10 protein-coding genes and 3 pseudogenes are annotated in these 18,729 nt (G+C 47.3%); 7 read left to right on the top strand and 6 right to left on the bottom strand.

The annotated features are described in order from the left end of the window. Nucleotides 1-46 precede the first annotated feature (46 nt). Nucleotides 47-1,540 carry a PorP/SprF family type IX secretion system membrane protein gene (locus BST99_RS11475; RefSeq protein ID WP_105001928.1) on the bottom strand — a complete coding sequence of 498 codons (1,494 nt, stop codon included), beginning with the start codon at nt 1,538-1,540 and terminating at the stop codon, nt 47-49. Further along, nucleotides 1,540-3,801, bottom strand: a complete 2,262-nt coding sequence (locus BST99_RS11470; RefSeq protein ID WP_105001927.1) for a T9SS type B sorting domain-containing protein — start codon at nt 3,799-3,801, stop codon at nt 1,540-1,542. Before BST99_RS11470 ends, BST99_RS11475 begins: the two co-directional genes overlap by 1 nt. Nucleotides 3,802-3,981: 180 nt before the next feature. On the opposite strand from BST99_RS11470, the pseudogene BST99_RS11465 reads away from it, so the two are divergent. Then, nucleotides 3,982-5,669, top strand: a pseudogene (locus BST99_RS11465) (glutamine--tRNA ligase/YqeY domain fusion protein). 142 nt (nt 5,670-5,811) lie between these two features. Here BST99_RS11465 and BST99_RS11460 read toward each other — a convergent pair. Further along, entirely contained in the window at nt 5,812-6,753 is a 942-nt protein-coding gene (locus BST99_RS11460) for an SPFH domain-containing protein (protein ID WP_105002506.1), read from the bottom strand. 41 nt (nt 6,754-6,794) lie between these two features. Next, a pseudogene (gltX, locus tag BST99_RS11455) lies at nt 6,795-8,302 on the bottom strand (glutamate--tRNA ligase). A 111-nt stretch (nt 8,303-8,413) separates the two neighbouring features. On the opposite strand from gltX, the gene BST99_RS11450 reads away from it, so the two are divergent. From BST99_RS11450 to BST99_RS11430, 5 genes are all read left to right on the top strand, one after another. Beyond that, on the top strand, nt 8,414-11,878 hold the full coding sequence (locus tag BST99_RS11450; RefSeq protein ID WP_105001926.1) for a DUF4175 family protein: 3,465 nt from the start codon (nt 8,414-8,416) through the stop codon (nt 11,876-11,878). Further along, entirely contained in the window at nt 11,875-12,291 is a 417-nt protein-coding gene (gene ybeY / locus BST99_RS11445; RefSeq protein ID WP_105001925.1) for an rRNA maturation RNase YbeY, read from the top strand. The genes BST99_RS11450 and ybeY overlap by 4 nt, the downstream gene beginning before the upstream one ends. A 3-nt stretch (nt 12,292-12,294) precedes the next feature. Next, nucleotides 12,295-14,163, top strand: a complete 1,869-nt coding sequence (gene mnmG, locus BST99_RS11440; protein ID WP_105001924.1) for a tRNA uridine-5-carboxymethylaminomethyl(34) synthesis enzyme MnmG — start codon at nt 12,295-12,297, stop codon at nt 14,161-14,163. 24 nt (nt 14,164-14,187) lie between these two features. Continuing rightward, nucleotides 14,188-15,012 carry a class I SAM-dependent methyltransferase gene (locus tag BST99_RS11435; protein WP_105001923.1) on the top strand — a complete coding sequence of 275 codons (825 nt, stop codon included), beginning with the start codon at nt 14,188-14,190 and terminating at the stop codon, nt 15,010-15,012. A gap of 221 nt (nt 15,013-15,233) precedes the next feature. Continuing rightward, complete coding sequence (locus tag BST99_RS11430) at nt 15,234-15,740, top strand: OmpH family outer membrane protein (protein WP_105001922.1); 507 nt, start codon at nt 15,234-15,236, stop codon at nt 15,738-15,740. Nucleotides 15,741-15,790: 50 nt separating this feature from the next. Here BST99_RS11430 and BST99_RS11425 read toward each other — a convergent pair whose 3' ends face one another. Both BST99_RS11425 and BST99_RS11420 read right to left on the bottom strand, forming a co-directional pair. Beyond that, nucleotides 15,791-16,195, bottom strand: a complete 405-nt coding sequence (locus BST99_RS11425; protein ID WP_105001921.1) for a DoxX family protein — start codon at nt 16,193-16,195, stop codon at nt 15,791-15,793. Further along, nucleotides 16,192-17,339: pseudogene (locus tag BST99_RS11420) on the bottom strand (DNA polymerase III subunit). The gene BST99_RS11425 and the pseudogene BST99_RS11420 overlap by 4 nt, the downstream one beginning before the upstream one ends. A gap of 85 nt (nt 17,340-17,424) precedes the next feature. On the opposite strand from BST99_RS11420, the gene BST99_RS11415 reads away from it, so the two are divergent. Next, nucleotides 17,425-18,618: a phosphoglycerate kinase gene (locus BST99_RS11415; protein WP_105001920.1), complete on the top strand. Its 1,194-nt coding sequence runs from the start codon at nt 17,425-17,427 to the stop codon at nt 18,616-18,618. The last annotated feature ends 111 nt before the right edge of the window (nt 18,619-18,729 follow it).

Here is an 18,729-nt window from a genome sequence, read left to right as displayed (position 1 = left end):
GCACTTTAGGTTACTCTCAGCTCCTTCCTTTTCCCTTCCGTTGCTGTTAGTTGTTTTCCATCTGTATAATCCAGGCTTTATCCTGATAATCACTGTTCTTAATAATTCTCAAGGCCTGCAAGGCTTTTCTTCTGGACTCGAAACGCTTCCAGTAGACGTAGTACAGGTTGTTTCCGTCGTTGTAGAAATGCCCGGTATTGACGCCCATTCGTTTGTACCGCGCTTGGGCTGCATCGACTTCAAGTTTTGAACCAAAGGTTTCAAGCACCAGGTAGAAACCAACTTTGTTTCCGTTGATGTTCAACTTGTCAATCTGTAATCCGCTTTCATCATCACTGTCTGATCGCTGTACGATTTCTTTGATGTTTCCTGGAAGTACTCCACCATTTCCACTCTTGAGGAGCGCAAGAAGCTCCTCCATGCGGTCCTCTAGTTGAGCATTTCTCTTCTCAAGAGAATCCTGTCTTTTCAGCAAATCATTGAGGAGGGCATTGGTTTCGGCTAGTTGGGTTTTGAGGCTATCGATACCGGCAGTATCGTCAATAGGCTGGCGTTTCTTTTTCTTCGTTCGTGGTGTCTTTTCTCTTTTTGGTTTTTTAACCGGAATCTTATCGGCATTCTTGCTGTTGATGGCATAGGTCAAACCGATTTCGTGTGTAGTGCTCAAATTCACTCGATTCCCGGAGAGCGGTTGCTCAAAGAGGTAAGACAAACGCAGACTGCTGGACAGGTTCAGTCCAAACCCGGCATGCCCGCCATATTCACTGTTGTATCCAGCTTGTAACCAACCCTTTTGAGGGAGGTCAAGAACCAGGGATCCGCTTAATTGGGCGTCGCCTTCCTTGGGCGAAATGGCTTGCGCGTAGAACACCCATTGGGCATCTTCAAAGAAAGAGCTCGAGCTATCAATAGGCTTGAAATAGCGTATTTGGCCTGCAAAAGCCTCAGCGCTCAGGGGTTCTGATTCCAGTTCGGTTTGCAGAGAATAACGGACCAGGTTAAAAGCGGTAAATCCGAAATCCCATCGGCCACTGGAAAAGACCAATCCTGGACTTAATATCAATTCGGACTGATTGGCAATGCTTTCTAAGAAAGGATCGGGAACCAGGGTTACCCTTCTGCTGCTGCTCAGACCTAACTGACGAAAGCCACCATTAAATCCGAGCGCAAGACGACTGTTGTCCGACAAACGAATAGCTCTGGTGAAATTCAGAATAATGGTGTTGTTGTCGAGAATCCCCAGCCGCTGATGTGAGGCGCTAACCCCAAAGGCGGTCTGTTGATTGAGTATGCCGGAATACGAGGCCAGGTAAGCTTCGTAATTGTTCTCAAACCCAAAATTTTGGTTCCTGTGATACAATTGAAAATAAGTTTCTGTCTTTCGGACCTGCCCGAAAGCCGGGTTATTCCAGAAGTCCCCGTACTTCAATAAATTATGCGTCGGTGGATCCAGGCTTGGTACAACCACAGTCTCCTGCCCCTGAAGATGAGCCATCCCCAGAAAGAAAACACCGAATATGATACCCCAATACTTTCTCATTAGTTTCGAACCACTGTTAGGGTTCCGCGTTTTTTGGTTTTTCCGTTTTCGGAAATATCGTAGTAGTAAACACTGACTCCCATAGGCAGTGTTGTGCTGCTCTCGGGCCAGTTGTTTTGGTAGTTATTTGTGCTGTAAACGATTCGACCGCGTCGGTCCATCAGGTCAATGCGAACCGAACCACGCCCGGAATAGGTGTTGGGAATCACCCACACATCATTAAAACCATCTCCATTGGGGCTAATGGTGTTGGGTAGTTCAAAAGTGTCTTCTAGAAGTACCTGGAAAAAACGGCTAAATTGACATCCTCCAATGGTAGCGATTAGAACATACTGACCAGCGGTGTCGAACGAGGCAGAATCGGTTGAAGAAATTTGAGTGCTGTTGGGATCAAACCATTGGTAACTATCTGCTCCTGTGGCGGTTACTGTTCTGCTACTCCCCTCTCGAACAAGGATTTCGTCTTCTGCATCTACGTCTAATCCACTGTCATCCACTTCGGCGAGAACGACTTCATTGGATGGCTGGGTGCAACCATCGCGCTGTAGTACCAGGCGATATGATCCGGCAGCACTAACTTCCAGTGAATTCCCGGTGTCGGGCAGGCTGTTTCCGTCGAGGGTCCACTCGTAAGTCAGGCCGGTTAAATCGGTATCTGAGCTGATGATAATACTGCCTCCATCTGGGCAAAAAGAAAGGGCGTCCGGCGTGATGACCGGAGGCACTCCTGTAGCTAATTGAATAGCCAGGGCGTTAGACGGAGCAAGAAAACTTGTCAGGGTTCCCTCTAAGGTATACACCCCGTTTTCGCTCGGGTCCATTAAATCAATACTGGTATTGGTTGCCCCAGAAACCGGAGCACCGTCGAGGTACCATTGCCAGGTCATCTGGGATTCCAGTTCGGTACGGTAGTCTGTTCTACCGCCGGAACCGTCTACTCCAAGAATAGCATCGAGACTTAAAGTAACGGTATTGCTCTGACAGGCGGCATAACCGCTTGAAGGGACTATTTCTAGCTCATAACTCACCGGACTTTCCACGGTAATGCTGTTGGTGTCTAAACTGCTCGGTGGACAAACTCCACCGGTTTGGGTAATTCGCACAAAATATTCTCCCGGATCACTGAGGTTGAGGGAAGCGCCCGTTTCTCCGGTAACCGGTTGGTTGTTTCTGTACCATTGATAAGTGGGGGTGTCTGCTGTAGTTGTTGAATTTAAGGTAAGCCCAACCCCAGGCAGAACAAGGCGGGTAGCGGCTCCTTCTATACTTCCATCGTAGCTTCCGGTGGCGGTAATGGCAATGGCCGCAGACTCTTCACGACACACGGTTGTGCCTTCGACAACCACGGTATAGGACCCTTCAAAATCCGAATCAGCGGTACTGACCAAATAGGTTGAGTTCCCCAAAAGCGGGGCAGCGACCTCTACTCCATCTCGGTACCAGGTATACAGCAGATCTCCGTCGTTGACGTTGGCTTCTAAGAGTACGCTATCGCCATTACAAAGGGCGGTTTGGGCCGGGGTATTTAGGGCTATACCCACCGGTGTTGTGATGGTGACGTCAATGGTGTTGGACAAGGTGTTGGCGGAACCAGAACAAGCCGCTCCGTAGTCGATTTCGACCTGGTAAGAACCCGCTTGATCTGTGGTGATACTGTTGCTTCTTTCTGAAAGCAAAACCCCATCGCGGTACCAGTTGTATTCGTAGGCTCCGGGGTCGTCGACGTTGTGGGTAGCCAGGGTAACGTCATTACCGGTACAAACAGGGACGATCCCTCCAGAAGGGATGGTTCCATTACCGTCTTGACTGATTAGAATCGGATCTTTGTAACCGATATAATACATGGGGTAGGCCTCGGATTCAGGGCTCGTTAAAGGCGGACTGGTGCTTCGCACGCGGAGGCGGTATCCCGGACCCCGAACATCGGTCGGCAGTTCAAACTGAAAGTTGAAATCAAAGGTGGTGTTCATCCCCGCTTCTCTAGCCAATTCACGGGCTTCGCTAAAATCTCCACTGGCATCAGAGAGCTCCAGAACAAACTCGTTCCCGGTTTCCACTAGTGGTGGACTCCAGGTAAAGTTTACGAAGTACTCGTTAAAGGTGTCGGACGCACAGGCGGCCGTCCAGGCAGAATTCCCAGGAAGATTGGGGTTATCGGCGGGGGTCGGGGCGTTTAGTATTTGCGCCTGAGCTGTATTTAACCCACCCAATAGGCAGGCCATCAGACACAAAAAGGTGCTAAACAATGAAAAAGACTTCATAGGCTTTTGTTCATTATCTAGTGTTCTACTCTCAAAATTGCAGGGAAATCATAGGAAAAGAAAGTTATTGTTGTAGGGGAGGGGAATCTTGTTGTGAAGTCGGATTTCTTGTAGGCTCGGAGGGTTAAATAGGGGGTAAACCCGCATTTTTGCTACTTTTGCGCCTTAAATGTTGTACACATGGAGGAGACCGAAAAGTCCTTGAATTTTATCGAGCACATTGTAGAAGAAGATCTGGCTCAGGGTTATCAGCCTGAATCGCTCAGATTCCGCTTCCCGCCTGAGCCCAACGGCTTTTTGCACATTGGTCACGCCAGCTCGATATGCCTGAATTTTGGCCTGGGACTCCGCTACAACGCTCCGGTGAACCTGCGCTTTGACGACACCAATCCGGCAAAAGAAGAAAAAGCTTCGTAGAGGCCATCCGAAAAGACGTGGAATGGTTAGGGTTTGAATGGGACAAAGAGTGCTATGCTTCCGATTATTTTCAGCAGTTGTACAACTGGGCAGTGGAGCTAATCAAGGAAGGAAAGGCCTATATTGACAGCCAAACTTCAGAAGAAATGGCGGCCCAAAAAGGCACTCCCACGGAACCGGGAACGGCCAGCCCTTATCGCGATCGATCGGTGGAAGAGAACCTTCGGATTTTCGAAGAAATGAAGGCGGGGAAACACGCCGAAGGCACCCACGTATTGCGGGCAAAGATCGACATGTCTTCTAGCAATATGCTGATGCGGGACCCGGTGATGTACCGCATTTTGCACCAGGACCACCACCGCACCGGAAGCGACTGGTGTATTTACCCCATGTACGACTGGACGCATGGTCAAAGCGATTACATTGAACAGGTGTCGCACTCGTTGTGTACCCTTGAATTTGCCATGCACCGGGAGTTGTATGATTGGTTTTTGGACGCCCTCTACGACGACAATAAATTGCGCCCAAAACAACGTGAATTTGCCAGAAGAAATCTGAGTCATACCGTGGTGAGTAAACGTAAATTGGCTCGCTTGGTAGAGGAGGGGGTCGTCAATGGATGGGATGATCCGAGAATGCCCACTATTTCTGGGCTGAGGAGAAGAGGATACACACCGGAGTCCATCCGTAACTTTGCAGACACTATAGGAATCGCAAGGCGTGAAAACCTGATTGACGTTTCTCTGTTAGAGTTTCATGTTCGGGAACATTTAAATAAAATTACGTCTAGAGTAATGGCGGTTTTGGACCCTTTGAAGGTCGTGATCACCAATTATCCTGAAGGGCAAGAAGAATGGCTGGAGGCCGAAAACAACCCCGAGGATGAATCCGCAGGTTCGAGAAAAGTACCTTTTGGGCGTGAGCTTTGGATCGAAAAGGCTGACTTCAAAGAGGAAGCCAACCGTAAATTTTTTAGGCTCAAACTAGGAGGGGAGGTTCGTCTGAAAAATGGCTATATTATTAAGGCTGAGAGTTGTACAAAGGATGAGAACGGTAATATTACCGAAGTTCAATGTACCTATGACCCGAAGAGTAAGAGCGGAAGCGGGACCGAAGAAAGCATGCGTAAAGTAAAAGGAACCCTTCATTGGGTTTCTGCTCAACACGCTCATTCGGCGGAAGTGCGCTTGTATGACCGCTTATTCACCGATGCGGCTCCGGACAGTCATAAAGACACCGACTTTATGGAATTTATCAACCCGAACTCATTAGAGTCCATCACGGCTTTTATTGAACCGTCACTTGCTTCGGCCAAAGAAGGAGAGCGTTTTCAATTTCAGCGCATGGGGTATTTCTGTGTGGACTCGGATTCGACAAAGGAGAAATTGGTCTTTAACCGAACAGTTGGTTTAAGAGACACTTGGGCCAAGCTTCAAGAAGCCCCGAAATAGCAACATAAGAAAATACAATCAAAAAACAAGCGCCCCATAAAGGACGCTTATAAAGGTTGGTTAGTTGCGGCTTATTTAAGCGCGATTTTTGAGTTTTTCGATTACTTGTAAGGCCGGCTGCTCAAAACCCTCACAGAAGGGCTTATTCTTCCTTGTCCGGGTTTTTCTTCTTGTTTTGCTTCATCGCCTCTCCAATTTGGTTACTGGCGGTAAAACTGGCGACCATATTGTTCAGCATGTCACTTCCCGCTTGCGGAGAGTTGGGCAGAAGAATCAAATTGGTGTTGGTTTCTTCTCCGATGGACTGCAAGGTGTCGTAGTGTTGAGTCACAACGATCAAAGCGGATGCTTCTTGGGAGTTAATACCCACTTTATTCAGCACCTCAACAGACTCTTCCAAACCGCGTGCAATTTCTCTACGCTGATCAGCGATACCCTGACCTTGTAGTCTTTTGCTTTCGGCCTCCGCTTTTGCTTTTTCAACGATAAGAATTCTGGCAGCGTCCCCTTCGAATTGAGCCGCGATCTTCTCGCGCTCAGAAGCGTTGATGCGGTTCATGGCTTCTTTTACTTGGGAATCCGGATCGATATCGGTTACCAGGGTCTTGATGATGTCGTAGCCGTATTCCAGCATGGCATCCTGCAATTCCGTTTTTACCGCGATGGCGATATCGTCTTTCTTGACGAAGACATCATCCAATTTCATCTTGGGCACCTCGGCACGAACAACATCGAAGACATAGGAGGTGATCTGGTCGTGGGGGTACTCCAGTTTGTAAAAGGCCTCGTAGACCTTGCTTTTGATGACCACATATTGAACCGAAACCTTGAGTTTAACGAATACATCGTCCAGGGTTTTGGTTTCGACGATGACGTCCAATTGCTGAATTTTAAGACTGAGGCGACCGGCTATTCGGTCAACTAAAGGAATTTTCATTTGTAAGCCAGAATTCCTGATGCTTTGGAAACGACCAAACCTTTCTACGATTACGGCGGTTTGCTGTTTTACAATGAAAAAGAATTTAAAAAAGATAAAGGCCCCAAAGGCAATTAGGGGAAATAATAGAGGATTAATGAAGTCCATGAGAAACATTTAGGTTATGAGTCTCTAAGTTAACCAAGTTGTTACAAGGTCAAAAGGGCCTTCTCAATTCTTTGTACGCTCTCTTCTTTTCCTAAGAGCTCGATGCTTTGAAATAAATCAGGCCCCTGAAGGGAACCCACCATACTGAGTCGGAGAGGAGCCATGACTTTGCCCAGGCCAATTTCGTTCTCGGCGCACCAGCTCTTGATGGTCTCATGCAAAGAGGATGATTGAAACGCTTCAGCCTCTTGCAACAGGGACTGCACCTGCTTCATAAGAGCAGGAGTTTGCTCTTTCCATTGCTTTTTAGCCGCCTTGGGATCATATTCTTGTGGAGCGTGAAAAAAGAAAGCTGAGAGCTCTTTAAAATCACTCAAGAATTCCAGCCGCTCTTGCAATAACGCCATCATTTTGTTCAGAGACTCCGCGCTGGCAGAACGGTATTCTGTCCAACCCTCAATTTCCGCCAAGGCGACAAATTCACGGACAAGGGTCTCGGTGGATTTTTGTTGCAAATGCTTTTGGTTGAACCAGCGAATTTTGTCTGGATCAAATCGCGCTCCTGCTTTTTGAACGCGGTCAAGACCGAAGGCCTCCACCAATTCGTCCAAAGAAAACAGTTCTTGTTCCGTTCCAGGATTCCAGCCCAGAAAGGCCAAGAAGTTCACTACGGCCGGAGCATCATAACCGGACTCTCTGTAGCCTGGACTTTCGTTCCAGTTCAGTGGAAAGACCGGAAAACCTCCTTTTTCGCCATCCCTTTTGCTTAGCTTTCCGTTACCGGTAGGCTTAAGGATCAAGGGTAGGTGGGCAAAGGCTGGCGCTTCCCAACCAAAGGCTTTATAGAGCTGCACGTGTAAAGGCAGGGATGGCAACCATTCTTCACCGCGGATGACATGGCTGATTTTCATCAGTTGGTCATCGACCACATTGGCCAGGTGATAGGTGGGCATGCCGTCGCTTTTAAAGAGAATTTTGTCGTCCAGTACAGCGGTATCGACCTCGACTTCTCCCCGAACGATGTCATGGAATTGCAATCGTTCCGCTTCTGGATTCTTAAATCGAATAACGTAGGGCTGACCTTCTTGGATGCGCTTTTCTGTCTCGGTTTCTCCGAGGGCCAGGGAGTTCTGTAGACTGTTCCGGTTCTTGGCGCAATAGGTAAAAGCCCCTCCCGATTTTTCCGCCTGCTCTCTTTCGGCTTGCAATTGCTCGGGCGTATCAAAGGCGTAATAAGCGGCTCCCAAACGGAGCAACTCTTCAGCGTATTCGCGGTAAGTCGTTTTTCTTTCGGATTGACGGTAGGGGCCATAGTCTCCGCCGGCCTCTGGACCTTCGTCGATTTCTAGGCCACACCAGCGCAAGGCTTCACGAATATATTCTTCTGCTCCAGGCACGAATCGGTTTTGGTCCGTGTCTTCGATTCTCAGAATAAAAGTGCCCTTGTTTTTTTGGCAAATAAATAGTTGAAAAGAGCCGTTCTCACACCACCGATATGAAGGGGTCCGGTAGGGCTAGGAGCAAAGCGAACGCGTACTGGTTTTGTCATCTAAAAGCTTTGCCGCAAAGATACCATAAGGCGAAGGAATCCCACATTTAACAATTATTTTTGCACATCCTTTGGTAATCGGCAGTAATTTATCGTTGGTAGGATAGAATTATGGAGGAAGGAGTGATCATTCAGAAGTTAAAACGCTATGTTCAGCGGTACCACAGCATTCAACTTTTTAAAGGAATGTTGCTGGTTCTCTTGCTGTCAGGACTGCTGTTTTTTCTGGTAGGGGGCGTTGAGTATTTATTTTGGCTCAACAGCACAGGCCGCCTCCTTTTGTTAGTCGCTTTTGGACTTGTATTTGTCTTCCTGATTTTCCGCTTTGTTTTTAATCCACTGCGATCCCTGTTTCGCCTGGGTCGAGAATGGGATCTAGAGGCTGCAGCAAAGGTCATTGGGCAGCACTTTCCTGAAATAGAGGACCGCTTACTCAACTACCTACAGCTTCACGGAGATCGAGGGCAATCAGACCTGTTGGACGCCGCTTTAGAACAAAAGGCCAAATCCTTTGAAGGAATCCCTTTTGTTAAAGCTATAGCGACAGAGGACCTGAAAAAGTACGCCCTTTTATTATTGATTCCGCTCAGTTTGTTCTTGGGGGTTGTGCTCGCTGGAACCTGGTCTGACTGGTCGAAGTCTTATACGCGGGTTGCCAATTACCAGTTGGCCTATGAGCCGCCAGCACCGTTTCGGTTTATACTCGAAAATGAGGAGCTTGAAATAGGCAGTCACGAATCTATTTTGCTGCGGGTTGTTACGGAAGGCTCTTTGACCCCGGAACAGATGAAACTACGATATCTAGGACAGGAACGCCTGATGTTGAAAGAAGGGGAGGAGTTCATCATTCGGCTCGAACAGCCGCTAGAAACCGGATCCCTGTATTTTCAGGCCGGGCGGTACCGCAGCCGGGATTATGAGCTGACTGTTCGTGATATCCCAAGCATATTGGATTTTGAAATGCTCCTGAATTATCCGGCCTATTTGAACAAAGGAAAAGAAATCATCAGTGGTTCTGGGAACGCCACCGTTCCAGAAGGGACGCTGGTTCAATGGAGAGTAAAGACTCAGAACACCGAAGTGCTGGAATGGCGAGGACCGAAGCGAGTCGTTGAAATGAACCGATCAGAAAGGGGCTTTGAACACGAAGAATCGGTTTACCGGGATACGGATTATGAGGTGAGTAGCAGCAATTCCTTTTTTGATGATTTTGAGGCGCTTAATTATAGCCTAAAAGTTATTCCAGATGAGTTGCCAGCCATAGAGGCGCAAAGAGTTGTTGACACCCTGGCAGCAGACGAATTACGTATTGAAGGAAACGCCTCTGATGATTATGGGCTTAAGCAGCTGAGAATAGTCGCCTACGCAGTCCGCAAGCCAGATAGTACCTTTTATAAAGCGCTGCCCCTGTCCGGGGAGTTGTATTCGGATTTCGCGGTTGATTTTGGTGCCACTTTTACCAATTTAGAATCGGGCGGCTACCGGGTCTATATAGAAGCTCGCGATAACGACGGAAACCGCAATGGAAAATGGGCCCGATCCAGGGAGTTTGATTATCGCGTGCGCACCGCGGAACAGGAAGAAGATCAATTGCAAAGAGAACGAGAAGGGTTGACTGATGGCTTAGAGCGAAGTCTCGAGAAACTCAAAAAGGCGAACGCCAAGGTCGCGGAGTACCAGGAAGGGAGAAAGGATGCGCAGAACATGCGTTTTTCGGAAAGAGATCAGCTGAAGTCGGCTCTTGAAGAACAGATCCAGCAGGAAGAAATGATGAAGCGGTTTAGTCAGGAACTCCGCAAAAATCTGGAGAATAAAGAAGATGCCCGATTACTGAGTGAACGCTTAAAAAGGCAGGAGCAATTGGCAGTGCGAAACAAACGCCTTTTAGATGAGTTGCGTAAAATGGCAGGAGAGTTAGAGAGTGAAGAGCTCAAACAGGAACTTGATGAAACGGCCAAGAAACAAAGCAGCCAACAAAAAAGCCTGGAGCAGCTGGTGGAATTAACGAAGCGGTTCTTGGTGAAAGAAAAGTTGAAGGAACTCGGGAAGGACTTCAAGGAATTAGCAGAAGAACAAACCAGGGTAGCCAACAAGCAGGCGCAAGACAGTGTACAGGCCTCCTTCAAATCGCTTTCGGAGGAGTTGAAGAACGCTTTAGATAAGAACACTGATCTAAGAAAACCTTATCCAGTAGGGGAGGCAGAAGGAATCCAAAGAAAAGAAGACGATCTACTCAATCAGATCGAACAAGAAATGCGGGAGAATGGCGCTACGGAAAAAAGCCAAAGTCAACAAAAGCGCAGCGAAGAACGATTGCAGGAACTCTCCGAGGCCTTGGACACGGCGGGCAGTGGAGGCCAGGGGAGGGAACAACAAGCTGAAGATGCTGAGACGCTCAGAAAGATTATGGACAATCTGTTGGAATTCACCTTTGAGCAGGAAGAGCTGTTAAATCAGATTGAAAAAGGAGAGGATTTAGAAGCTATTCAATCTCAGGGAATCCGAAAGCAGAAAGAATTACGGGAGTTGTTCACCCACGTAGACGACAGTTTATTTTCTCTTTCACTGCGGCAAACAGACATTTCTGAATTTGTGAACGAGCAAATCGAAGAGGTGTATTACAATATCGATCGCGCATTGGAAAGAATCGCGGAAAATCAGATCTATCAGGGCGGGGCCAACCAACAATATGCCTTAAGTGCTGGTAATCGCTTATCAAGTTTCTTGGCGGAAACCTTGGATAATATGCAGGAGGAGATGAGCCGTAACAGTGAGGGAGGTAGCCAAAACGAATTCCAACTGGAAGACATCATTCAGTCGCAAAAGGAACTCAATGAACGACTGGAACAGCAAGGACAGGAGGGAAAAGAAGGACAAGAAGGTCAACAAGGGCAACAGGGTCAACAAGGACAGCAAGGAGAACAAGGACAGCAAGGAGAACAAGGACAACAAGGGGAGTCTGGAAGTCAGGGGCGTAATGGAAAGTCTGGAAAAGGCAGGAATGGAAACGGTCAGCAACAAGGCGGCCGGTCAGAAAATGGCCGGAGTGGGAAGCAAGGCAATGGGCAGGGAGAAAATGGTCGCGAACAAGGAAAGAACAGCAGGAATGGTCAGAGAGGTCAAGAAGGAGTAAATGGAATGTCGGATCAGCAGTTGGCAGAACTGTATGAGATCTACAAAGAGCAGCAGAAGTTGCGGAATAAACTGGAGGAGCAATTGTCGGACAAAATGGGTGCGGCGGAACGTGCTGTATTGCAGCAGACCTTGCGGGAAATGCAGCGGGCCGAAAATGAGCTGTTGCGCAGCGGGGTCACCCAACAGACCATGAATCGGATGAACAGAATACAGCAGCGCTTGTTGCAGCTTCAAGGGGCCACTTTTCAGCAAGAAAGGGAGCAACAAAGAACAAGTAACACGAATAAAGAGACCTTCAGTGGTGAAGAACGTGGTGGGTTCTTGTTTGAGGCAGAACAGAAGAAGGAGCAGGAAGAATTGATAAGGAAGCCGCTGCCGATGACCTCACGCTATAAAAATCTGATCAAGAAATATTTTCAGGATAGAAATCAACGGAAATGATTGCACTGCATAATGTAGAAGACTCCGGCTATAAGAGGGAGGATTTAGAGGCTTGGCTTGAAAGAATATGTGAAAGCAAGGGAAAAGCAATCCAAGAACTGAATTATGTTTTCTGTGACGATGAGTATCTGTACGAGATGAATATGCAGTACTTAAATCATGACACCTATACGGACATCATCACCTTTGATTATTCTGAAGGAGAAGCGATACACAGTGACATCTTTATCAGTGTCGAAAGAGTTTCTGATAATGCAAGTAAATTTGCAGTTCCTTTTTCAAAAGAATTGTTGCGTGTGATGGCGCATGGGATTCTGCACTTAGTTGGTTTGAACGATAAAACGGAGGCGGAAAAGGAGATCATGCGTAAAGAAGAAGAGGTATTAATGAGTATGTTCCACGTGGAACAATAAGTTATGTTTGACGAAATTTTTGACGTAATCGTAGTGGGCGGTGGCCACGCGGGAGCGGAGGCCGCCGCCGCTGCGGCGAATATGGGCTCTAACACCCTGCTAGTAACAATGAACCTGCAGAATATTGGGCAAATGTCTTGCAATCCTGCCATGGGAGGGATTGCAAAGGGCCAAATTGTGCGAGAAATTGATGCATTAGGGGGTTATAGCGGGATTGTTTCGGACAAAAGCGCGATTCAATTTAAGATGCTCAACAAGTCAAAAGGCCCTGCCATGTGGAGCCCGAGGACCCAAAACGACCGGATGCGTTTTGCAGAAACCTGGCGAGAAATGTTAGAGGCAACACCAAACCTGAGTTTTTACCAGGAAATGGTCAATGGACTTGTAGTAGAAGATGGCATTGTAAAGGGAGTGAAGACGAGTCTAGGGCTTACCATTGAAGCAAAGTCGGTTGTGCTTACTAATGGTACTTTTCTAAATGGGTTAATCCATATCGGCGACAAGAATTTTGGAGGAGGTCGTGCCGGTGAACCCGCGGCGAGGGGAATAACGGAACAGCTCGTCGAATTGGGCTTCGATCAAGGCCGAATGAAAACGGGAACACCTCCACGTGTAGACGGTCGAAGCCTTGATTTTTCTAAGATGATTGTGCAGCCAGGGGATGATGTGCCTTCTAGATTCTCCTATACCAACACCCCTTTGCTGGAGCACCAGCGGGATTGTTATATGACGCACACCAGTGCTGAGGTGCATGAGTTGCTAAAGGAGGGATTCGATCGATCTCCTATGTTTAACGGGCGAATTCAGAGTATTGGTCCAAGATATTGCCCTAGTATTGAGGACAAAATAGATCGTTTTAAGGAAAAGGATGCTCATCAGATTTTTGTGGAACCTGAGGGATGGAATACTGTAGAGATCTATGTGAATGGATTTTCGACCAGTTTGCCGGAAGATGTCCAATACAAGGCTTTAAAGAAGGTGCGTGGGTTTGAGAACGTAAAGTTCTTTCGTCCGGGTTACGCAATTGAGTACGATTACTTTCCTCCAACACAGTTAATGCTCAGTCTTGAAACCAAACTTGTGGAGGGTCTTTTCTTTGCTGGACAAATCAACGGTACTACCGGCTACGAGGAAGCTGCTGCTCAAGGGTTAATGGCAGGGCTGAATGCTCATCGTAAGGTAAAAGAAGAAGAGGCGGTAGTACTCAAACGACACGAAGCCTATATTGGGGTGTTGATTGATGATCTCATTACCAAAGGAACAGAGGAGCCTTATCGGATGTTTACTTCCAGAGCAGAATATAGAACCCTCTTACGTCAAGACAATGCAGATCTGAGATTAACCCGCATGAGTAATGAATTGGGCTTGGCAAGTGAAGAGCGCGTTAGAAGGGTAGAGGAGAAGGAGAATCGGGCGGAGCAGTTCGTTCAATTTCTAAAGAATACGAGCTATCATCCGGAAACAGTGAACCCGGTGTTAAGAGAAATTAATTCGGCTGAAGTAAAACAATCGGATAAGTTGATCAAGGTCTATAGCCGCCCTAAGATGACCCTAGCTCATTTAGAGCGTTTGCCAGAGGTGCAAGAGCACATGAAAGAAGAGCGGTATGATGCGGAAGTGCTGGAGCAAGCCGAGGTCATGGTAAAGTATGCGGGCTACATCGAGAAGGAAAAACAGAATGCCGATAAATTAAGCAGGCTAGAGAATGTGCGTATCCCAGACCATTTGGACTACCATTCGTTGAAGTCGTTGTCTTATGAGGCTCGCGAAAAACTTTCAGAAATACGCCCGTCAAGTCTTTCTCAAGCTTCGAGAGTCAGCGGAGTCTCGCCAGCGGATTTGAGCGTGCTTTTGGTACATTTAGGCCGATAGTTCCACGTGGAACAATATAATTCAATGAAGGTTAAAGACCACATGCTATCCCAGGAAGAGTTCGAGCTGGTTTTCGACGACACTCTTCAATGTTACCGCACAGTGCCAGTTCCGGAAGACCTTTCTCCTTATTACGAAAGCGACAAATACATTTCTCATACGGACAGCTCAAAGGGCATTGTGGACTGGGTGTATCAGAAGGTCAAAAGATTTCAACTCTCTCAGAAAAGAAGCCGCCTTTTACGTTTAGTTTCTTCAGACTTCTCTTTATTGGATGTTGGGACGGGCACGGGAGATTGGCCTGTTTATTTACAGGAAAGAGGGCATAAAGTCCATGGTTTGGAGACCAGCTCTGCCGCCCGTAAGATGGCCATGGCAAAAGGAATAGAAGTGTATTCTTCTTGGGAGGAGTTAAAGAATAAATCTTTTCGGGTCATCACCATGTGGCACGTACTTGAGCACCTTGAGGATCCCGGCGAGTCACTTAGGCAATTAAGTGATTGCCTAGAACCAGGAGGAGTACTTCTGATCGCAGTGCCTAACTTTAGAAGTTATGACGCCAAGAAGTTTGGAGCCTATTGGGCTGCCTATGATGTGCCTAGACACTTGTGGCATTTTTCAAGCAAGACCATTCAACGGTTAGGAGAAGAAGCAGGATTGGTTTGGATAAGAAAGTGGCCCATGTGGTTTGATGTGTTTTACGTGAGTCTTCTCTCAGAAAAGTATAAGCCCAACTCAAACCTTTTACATGCTGCCTGGGTGGCGTTCCGCTCTACATTAAGCGCTTTGCGTACAAATGAGCATTCTTCTATGCTCTATGCCCTTCAAAAACCGGAAAAAGCCATTTAGAAGCGCTTTAAGAGGCTTTTGCTAAGAAAGCTATGCAATGCCCTGCGCTAATTTTGATCGCATAGCTGGCGCCTTCGTAGAAACCCAGTTTTTAATCGTTTAAACTTATTGGTATGATTTTTTGCTATAATTAAAAGCTATAATGAGAATCTTTCGGTATAAAGGCTTCTATTTTCAACGAATGCCTATTTTAGACGACTTAAAAATTTCAACTGATTAAAATGAAAAAAATAGGCTTGATTTTGGCCGTTGTGCTTTTGGCCGCTTGTCAAAAGGACAAGATGGCTTACGTTGACAACGTAAAGTTGTTTGAAGATTTGAATGAGAAAAAGGCAGTAGATAAAAAGTTCGAGGGTAAGCAGACCCAGTTTGCTAAGAAGCGGGACAGTATCGGTAGCCTTTATCAGATCGAAGGGGAGCGTTTACAGGCTGAATTGGCACGCCTTTCACAGAAAGAACAAAACCAACGTATCGAGGATTACACTAAGCGTAGAGAGTTGGTTTCTAGACAGTTGGAGCAAGAACTTCAGCTCATCCAGGCCCAAGGTCGTGAAGAGATGGACAGTCTTATTTCAAAGGTTCGCAAAACAATCAAGCAATACGGAGAGGACAACGGATACACTTACATCCTCAGTGGAGGCGAAGGAGGAAGTGTTCTCTACGGGCAGGAAGCCATGGATATTACCGAAGAAATTCTTGCGGTACTCAATAAAGAAGAGCAAGAATAAGCTTTGCTCTATAAATTTGAAAAGCCCCAACAAGGGGCTTTTTTTATGCCTTAAGGTAAAATATACAGCAGTAAAATAGCCGGAACCATGTAGATGGCAATGGTTTTGGCGCCTTCATAATCTTTGGCCAGGCGCTGTCCAAAGAACAACATGAGAAGAGCCAAAATGTTGAAAAGCCCCGCCCAATAGGACCAGCCTTCTAAATCCAAGAACAATTCGGAGACCGCTCCAACGGCGCTAAATAAGCCGGCCACCAACTCGGTTAAGGTTAAAACGGCAAGAAGCAATGGAACCATTGAAGCCAAAGGACTGTCTTTAAAATGTCCTTTTAACCAAGCCAAATTCCCTTTAAAATCGAGGCATTTGTCAATCCCGCTCTGCAGAAAGGCAATGGCGAAAAACAATAAAAGTCCGGTAATAGCCAATTCGTTTGTGCTCCAGTCTAGTGTATTCATATTTCGGTGGGTTTACGGTGTATAAAGCGAGTCAGGGCTAGTGCTAGATCGCCAAAAACCATTTTAGCGCTCACGTTGCGCTCAATGTGGTATTGGGCTTTTTCCAGCTCGGCCCGAATGTCCTCTATGTTATTTTCATGGACAAAGGGGGCAAACTTTTCAATTTTGAATTGGGTGGCTGCGTAGGCAGGCTTACTGGTAGGCAAGCCATAATTCACCAATAAGGCCAGACGGAATTGCTGGGTGCAGTAGCTCAAAAACTGTTTTTGTTGCTCTCGACCAAGCCCCGCCAATTCAAGGCTCCAGTCCAGTAAATCTTGTACTACGGCTTTGTTTCCTTTTGCTCGGAAAGCGGCACGGACCCACTCGACAAACCAACGCTCAAAAGCTTCCAGTTCACTGCTGTCGGAGGCCTGTTCCAGGGCCAGACCTAAATCCCCATCTGCTTGTTGGGCCAAATAAAGGGCTTGATCTTGACCGAGACCTTGTTTGCTCAGGTACCCGAGAATATCTTTTTCGGAGAGCTGAGAAAGACGCAAGTGCTGGCAGCGCGAATAAATCGTTTGAAGTATTTGCTCTGGTTGAGAGCTAACGAGTAAAAGATAGGTTCCTGCGGGGGGCTCTTCGATAAGTTTAAGAAGCTTGTTCGCTGCGGGGGTATTCATTTTGTGGCTTCCCAAATCACGACTACTTTGGCGCCGCCTTCGTAGGACTTAAGCGCCATCTTTTTTAGGAGATCTTCGGCTTCATCTACATTGATCATGCCTTGCTTCTTTTCGAGTCCGGCCCATTTATACCATTGGTTTAAGGAGGCATAGGGCTGTTCAGTCAAAAATTGCCTCCAGGGCTCCAAAAAGAGTTCACTTCTGGGGTGGTTTTTTACACGATCAGTGGTGGCAACGGGGAAGATAAAATGGAGATCGGGATGTTCTGCTTTGGCGCATCGTGTGCGGCAAATGGCCTGGGCCTGAGGACCCTCGACCGAAGCACAGAGCAATGCTGTGGCAAAGTGCCAAGCCAGGGGAAGGGCTCCGTACCCTCCAGATTCGCTGAGTAGAAGAGCATGGGGAACACGCCCCCGTGAAAGGGCTTCATTCCACTGTGAAAGTAGCGCATTCTGCCCGAGAATTTCTTCCTGAATCATGGCGTAAAGATAGGATAATTCCTTCCGGAGGCAGGATAAAGTCTGCCTTGGAATTTATACTTTTGGCCTCAAATCCAAAACGAACATGAAAACCGTCGACAATTTCAATTTTGAAGATAAAAAAGCACTGATCCGTGTTGATTTTAATGTGCCTTTAAATGAAGAGAAGCAGGTAACCGACGCCAGCCGTATCACGGCCGCCTGTCCTACCATTCTCAAAGTCCTTGAAGATGGCGGAAGTGCCGTTTTGATGAGCCATTTAGGTCGCCCTAAAGGCAAGGTGAATCCCGATATGTCTTTGGCACACATTGTAGATACCGTTTCGGAGATTTTAGGAGTTCAGGTGAAGTTTGTCGGCGCAAGCTCTGGCCCGGAAGCAGAAGCTGCTGTGGCGGAACTGCAGAACGGGGAAGTTATGTTGTTAGAAAACCTGCGTTTTGAAGCCGCAGAAGAGGCTGGCGGCCGTGATTACGCTGAAGCCTTGTCCCGCTTAGGAGACATTTATGTCAATGACGCTTTTGGTACCGCTCACAGAGCGCATGCCTCCACAACGGTGGTGGCTGATTTCTTCTCAGGAAGCAAGTGCTTTGGGTATTTGCTTGCCAAAGAAATTGAGGCCATTCAAAAAGTGATGAAAACCGGCGAAAAGCCTGTGACGGCTATTTTGGGAGGCGCAAAAGTATCTTCTAAAATCACCATCATTGAGAATATTTTGGACAAAATTGATCACCTGATCGTAGGAGGAGGGATGACCTACACCTTCGTTCAGGCGCAAGGAGGTCAGATTGGAGACTCCATCTGTGAGCCCGACAAGAACCAACTCGCGTTGGATATCCTGAAGCAGGCAGAAGCCAAAGGCGTTCAAGTACACTTGCCCACGGACGTTATTGCGGCAGATGCCTTTTCAGATCAAGCCAACACCCAGATCGTTCCTGTTGACGAAATCCCGGAAGGATGGCAAGGATTGGATGCAGGCCCCAATTCGCTAGCAGCCATGAAAGAGGTCATTTTGGCTTCTAAAACGATTCTGTGGAACGGACCTGTAGGTGTATTCGAAATGGAACCTTTTGCAGGAGGTACAAAGGCGGTTGGAGACTATATCGACGAGGCCACTCAGCAAGGTGCTTTTTCACTCGTTGGAGGAGGGGATTCCGTAGCTGCGGTTAAGCAGTTTGGCTACCAGGACAAGGTGAGTTATGTCAGTACGGGCGGTGGGGCGATGCTCGAAAGCCTGGAGGGCAGAACTTTGCCCGGAATCGCCGCAATAGTAGAGGATTAGCCAGCGTTTAAACGTTAAGTTTATCCTACTTTTCTAGGATTTGATCCTATTAATTTTTTATTTGATTGTAGTTGGGTGATTTTTAGGTTTCCCAAATCAAGAAGGTCTTTT

The sequence above is a fragment of the Aureicoccus marinus genome (assembly GCF_002954325.1).
GTDB classification, from domain to species: domain Bacteria; phylum Bacteroidota; class Bacteroidia; order Flavobacteriales; family Flavobacteriaceae; genus Aureicoccus; species Aureicoccus marinus.
This window is presented reverse-complemented; position numbering and strand designations above follow the sequence as displayed.

What these genes read in the sequence shown, in the direction of transcription:
- BST99_RS11470 (WP_105001927.1), bottom strand. Translation starts at nt 3,801, where the DNA reads ATGAAGTCTTTTTCATTGTTTAGCACCTTTTTGTGTCTGATGGCCTGC.
- BST99_RS11430 (WP_105001922.1), top strand. Translation starts at nt 15,234, where the DNA reads ATGAAAAAAATAGGCTTGATTTTGGCCGTTGTGCTTTTGGCCGCTTGT.
- mnmG (WP_105001924.1), top strand. Translation starts at nt 12,295, where the DNA reads ATGTTTGACGAAATTTTTGACGTAATCGTAGTGGGCGGTGGCCACGCG.
- ybeY (WP_105001925.1), top strand. Translation starts at nt 11,875, where the DNA reads ATGATTGCACTGCATAATGTAGAAGACTCCGGCTATAAGAGGGAGGAT.
- BST99_RS11475 (WP_105001928.1), bottom strand. Translation starts at nt 1,540, where the DNA reads ATGAGAAAGTATTGGGGTATCATATTCGGTGTTTTCTTTCTGGGGATG.
- BST99_RS11450 (WP_105001926.1), top strand. Translation starts at nt 8,414, where the DNA reads ATGGAGGAAGGAGTGATCATTCAGAAGTTAAAACGCTATGTTCAGCGG.
- BST99_RS11460 (WP_105002506.1), bottom strand. Translation starts at nt 6,753, where the DNA reads ATGGACTTCATTAATCCTCTATTATTTCCCCTAATTGCCTTTGGGGCC.
- BST99_RS11435 (WP_105001923.1), top strand. Translation starts at nt 14,188, where the DNA reads ATGAAGGTTAAAGACCACATGCTATCCCAGGAAGAGTTCGAGCTGGTT.
- BST99_RS11425 (WP_105001921.1), bottom strand. Translation starts at nt 16,195, where the DNA reads ATGAATACACTAGACTGGAGCACAAACGAATTGGCTATTACCGGACTT.
- BST99_RS11415 (WP_105001920.1), top strand. Translation starts at nt 17,425, where the DNA reads ATGAAAACCGTCGACAATTTCAATTTTGAAGATAAAAAAGCACTGATC.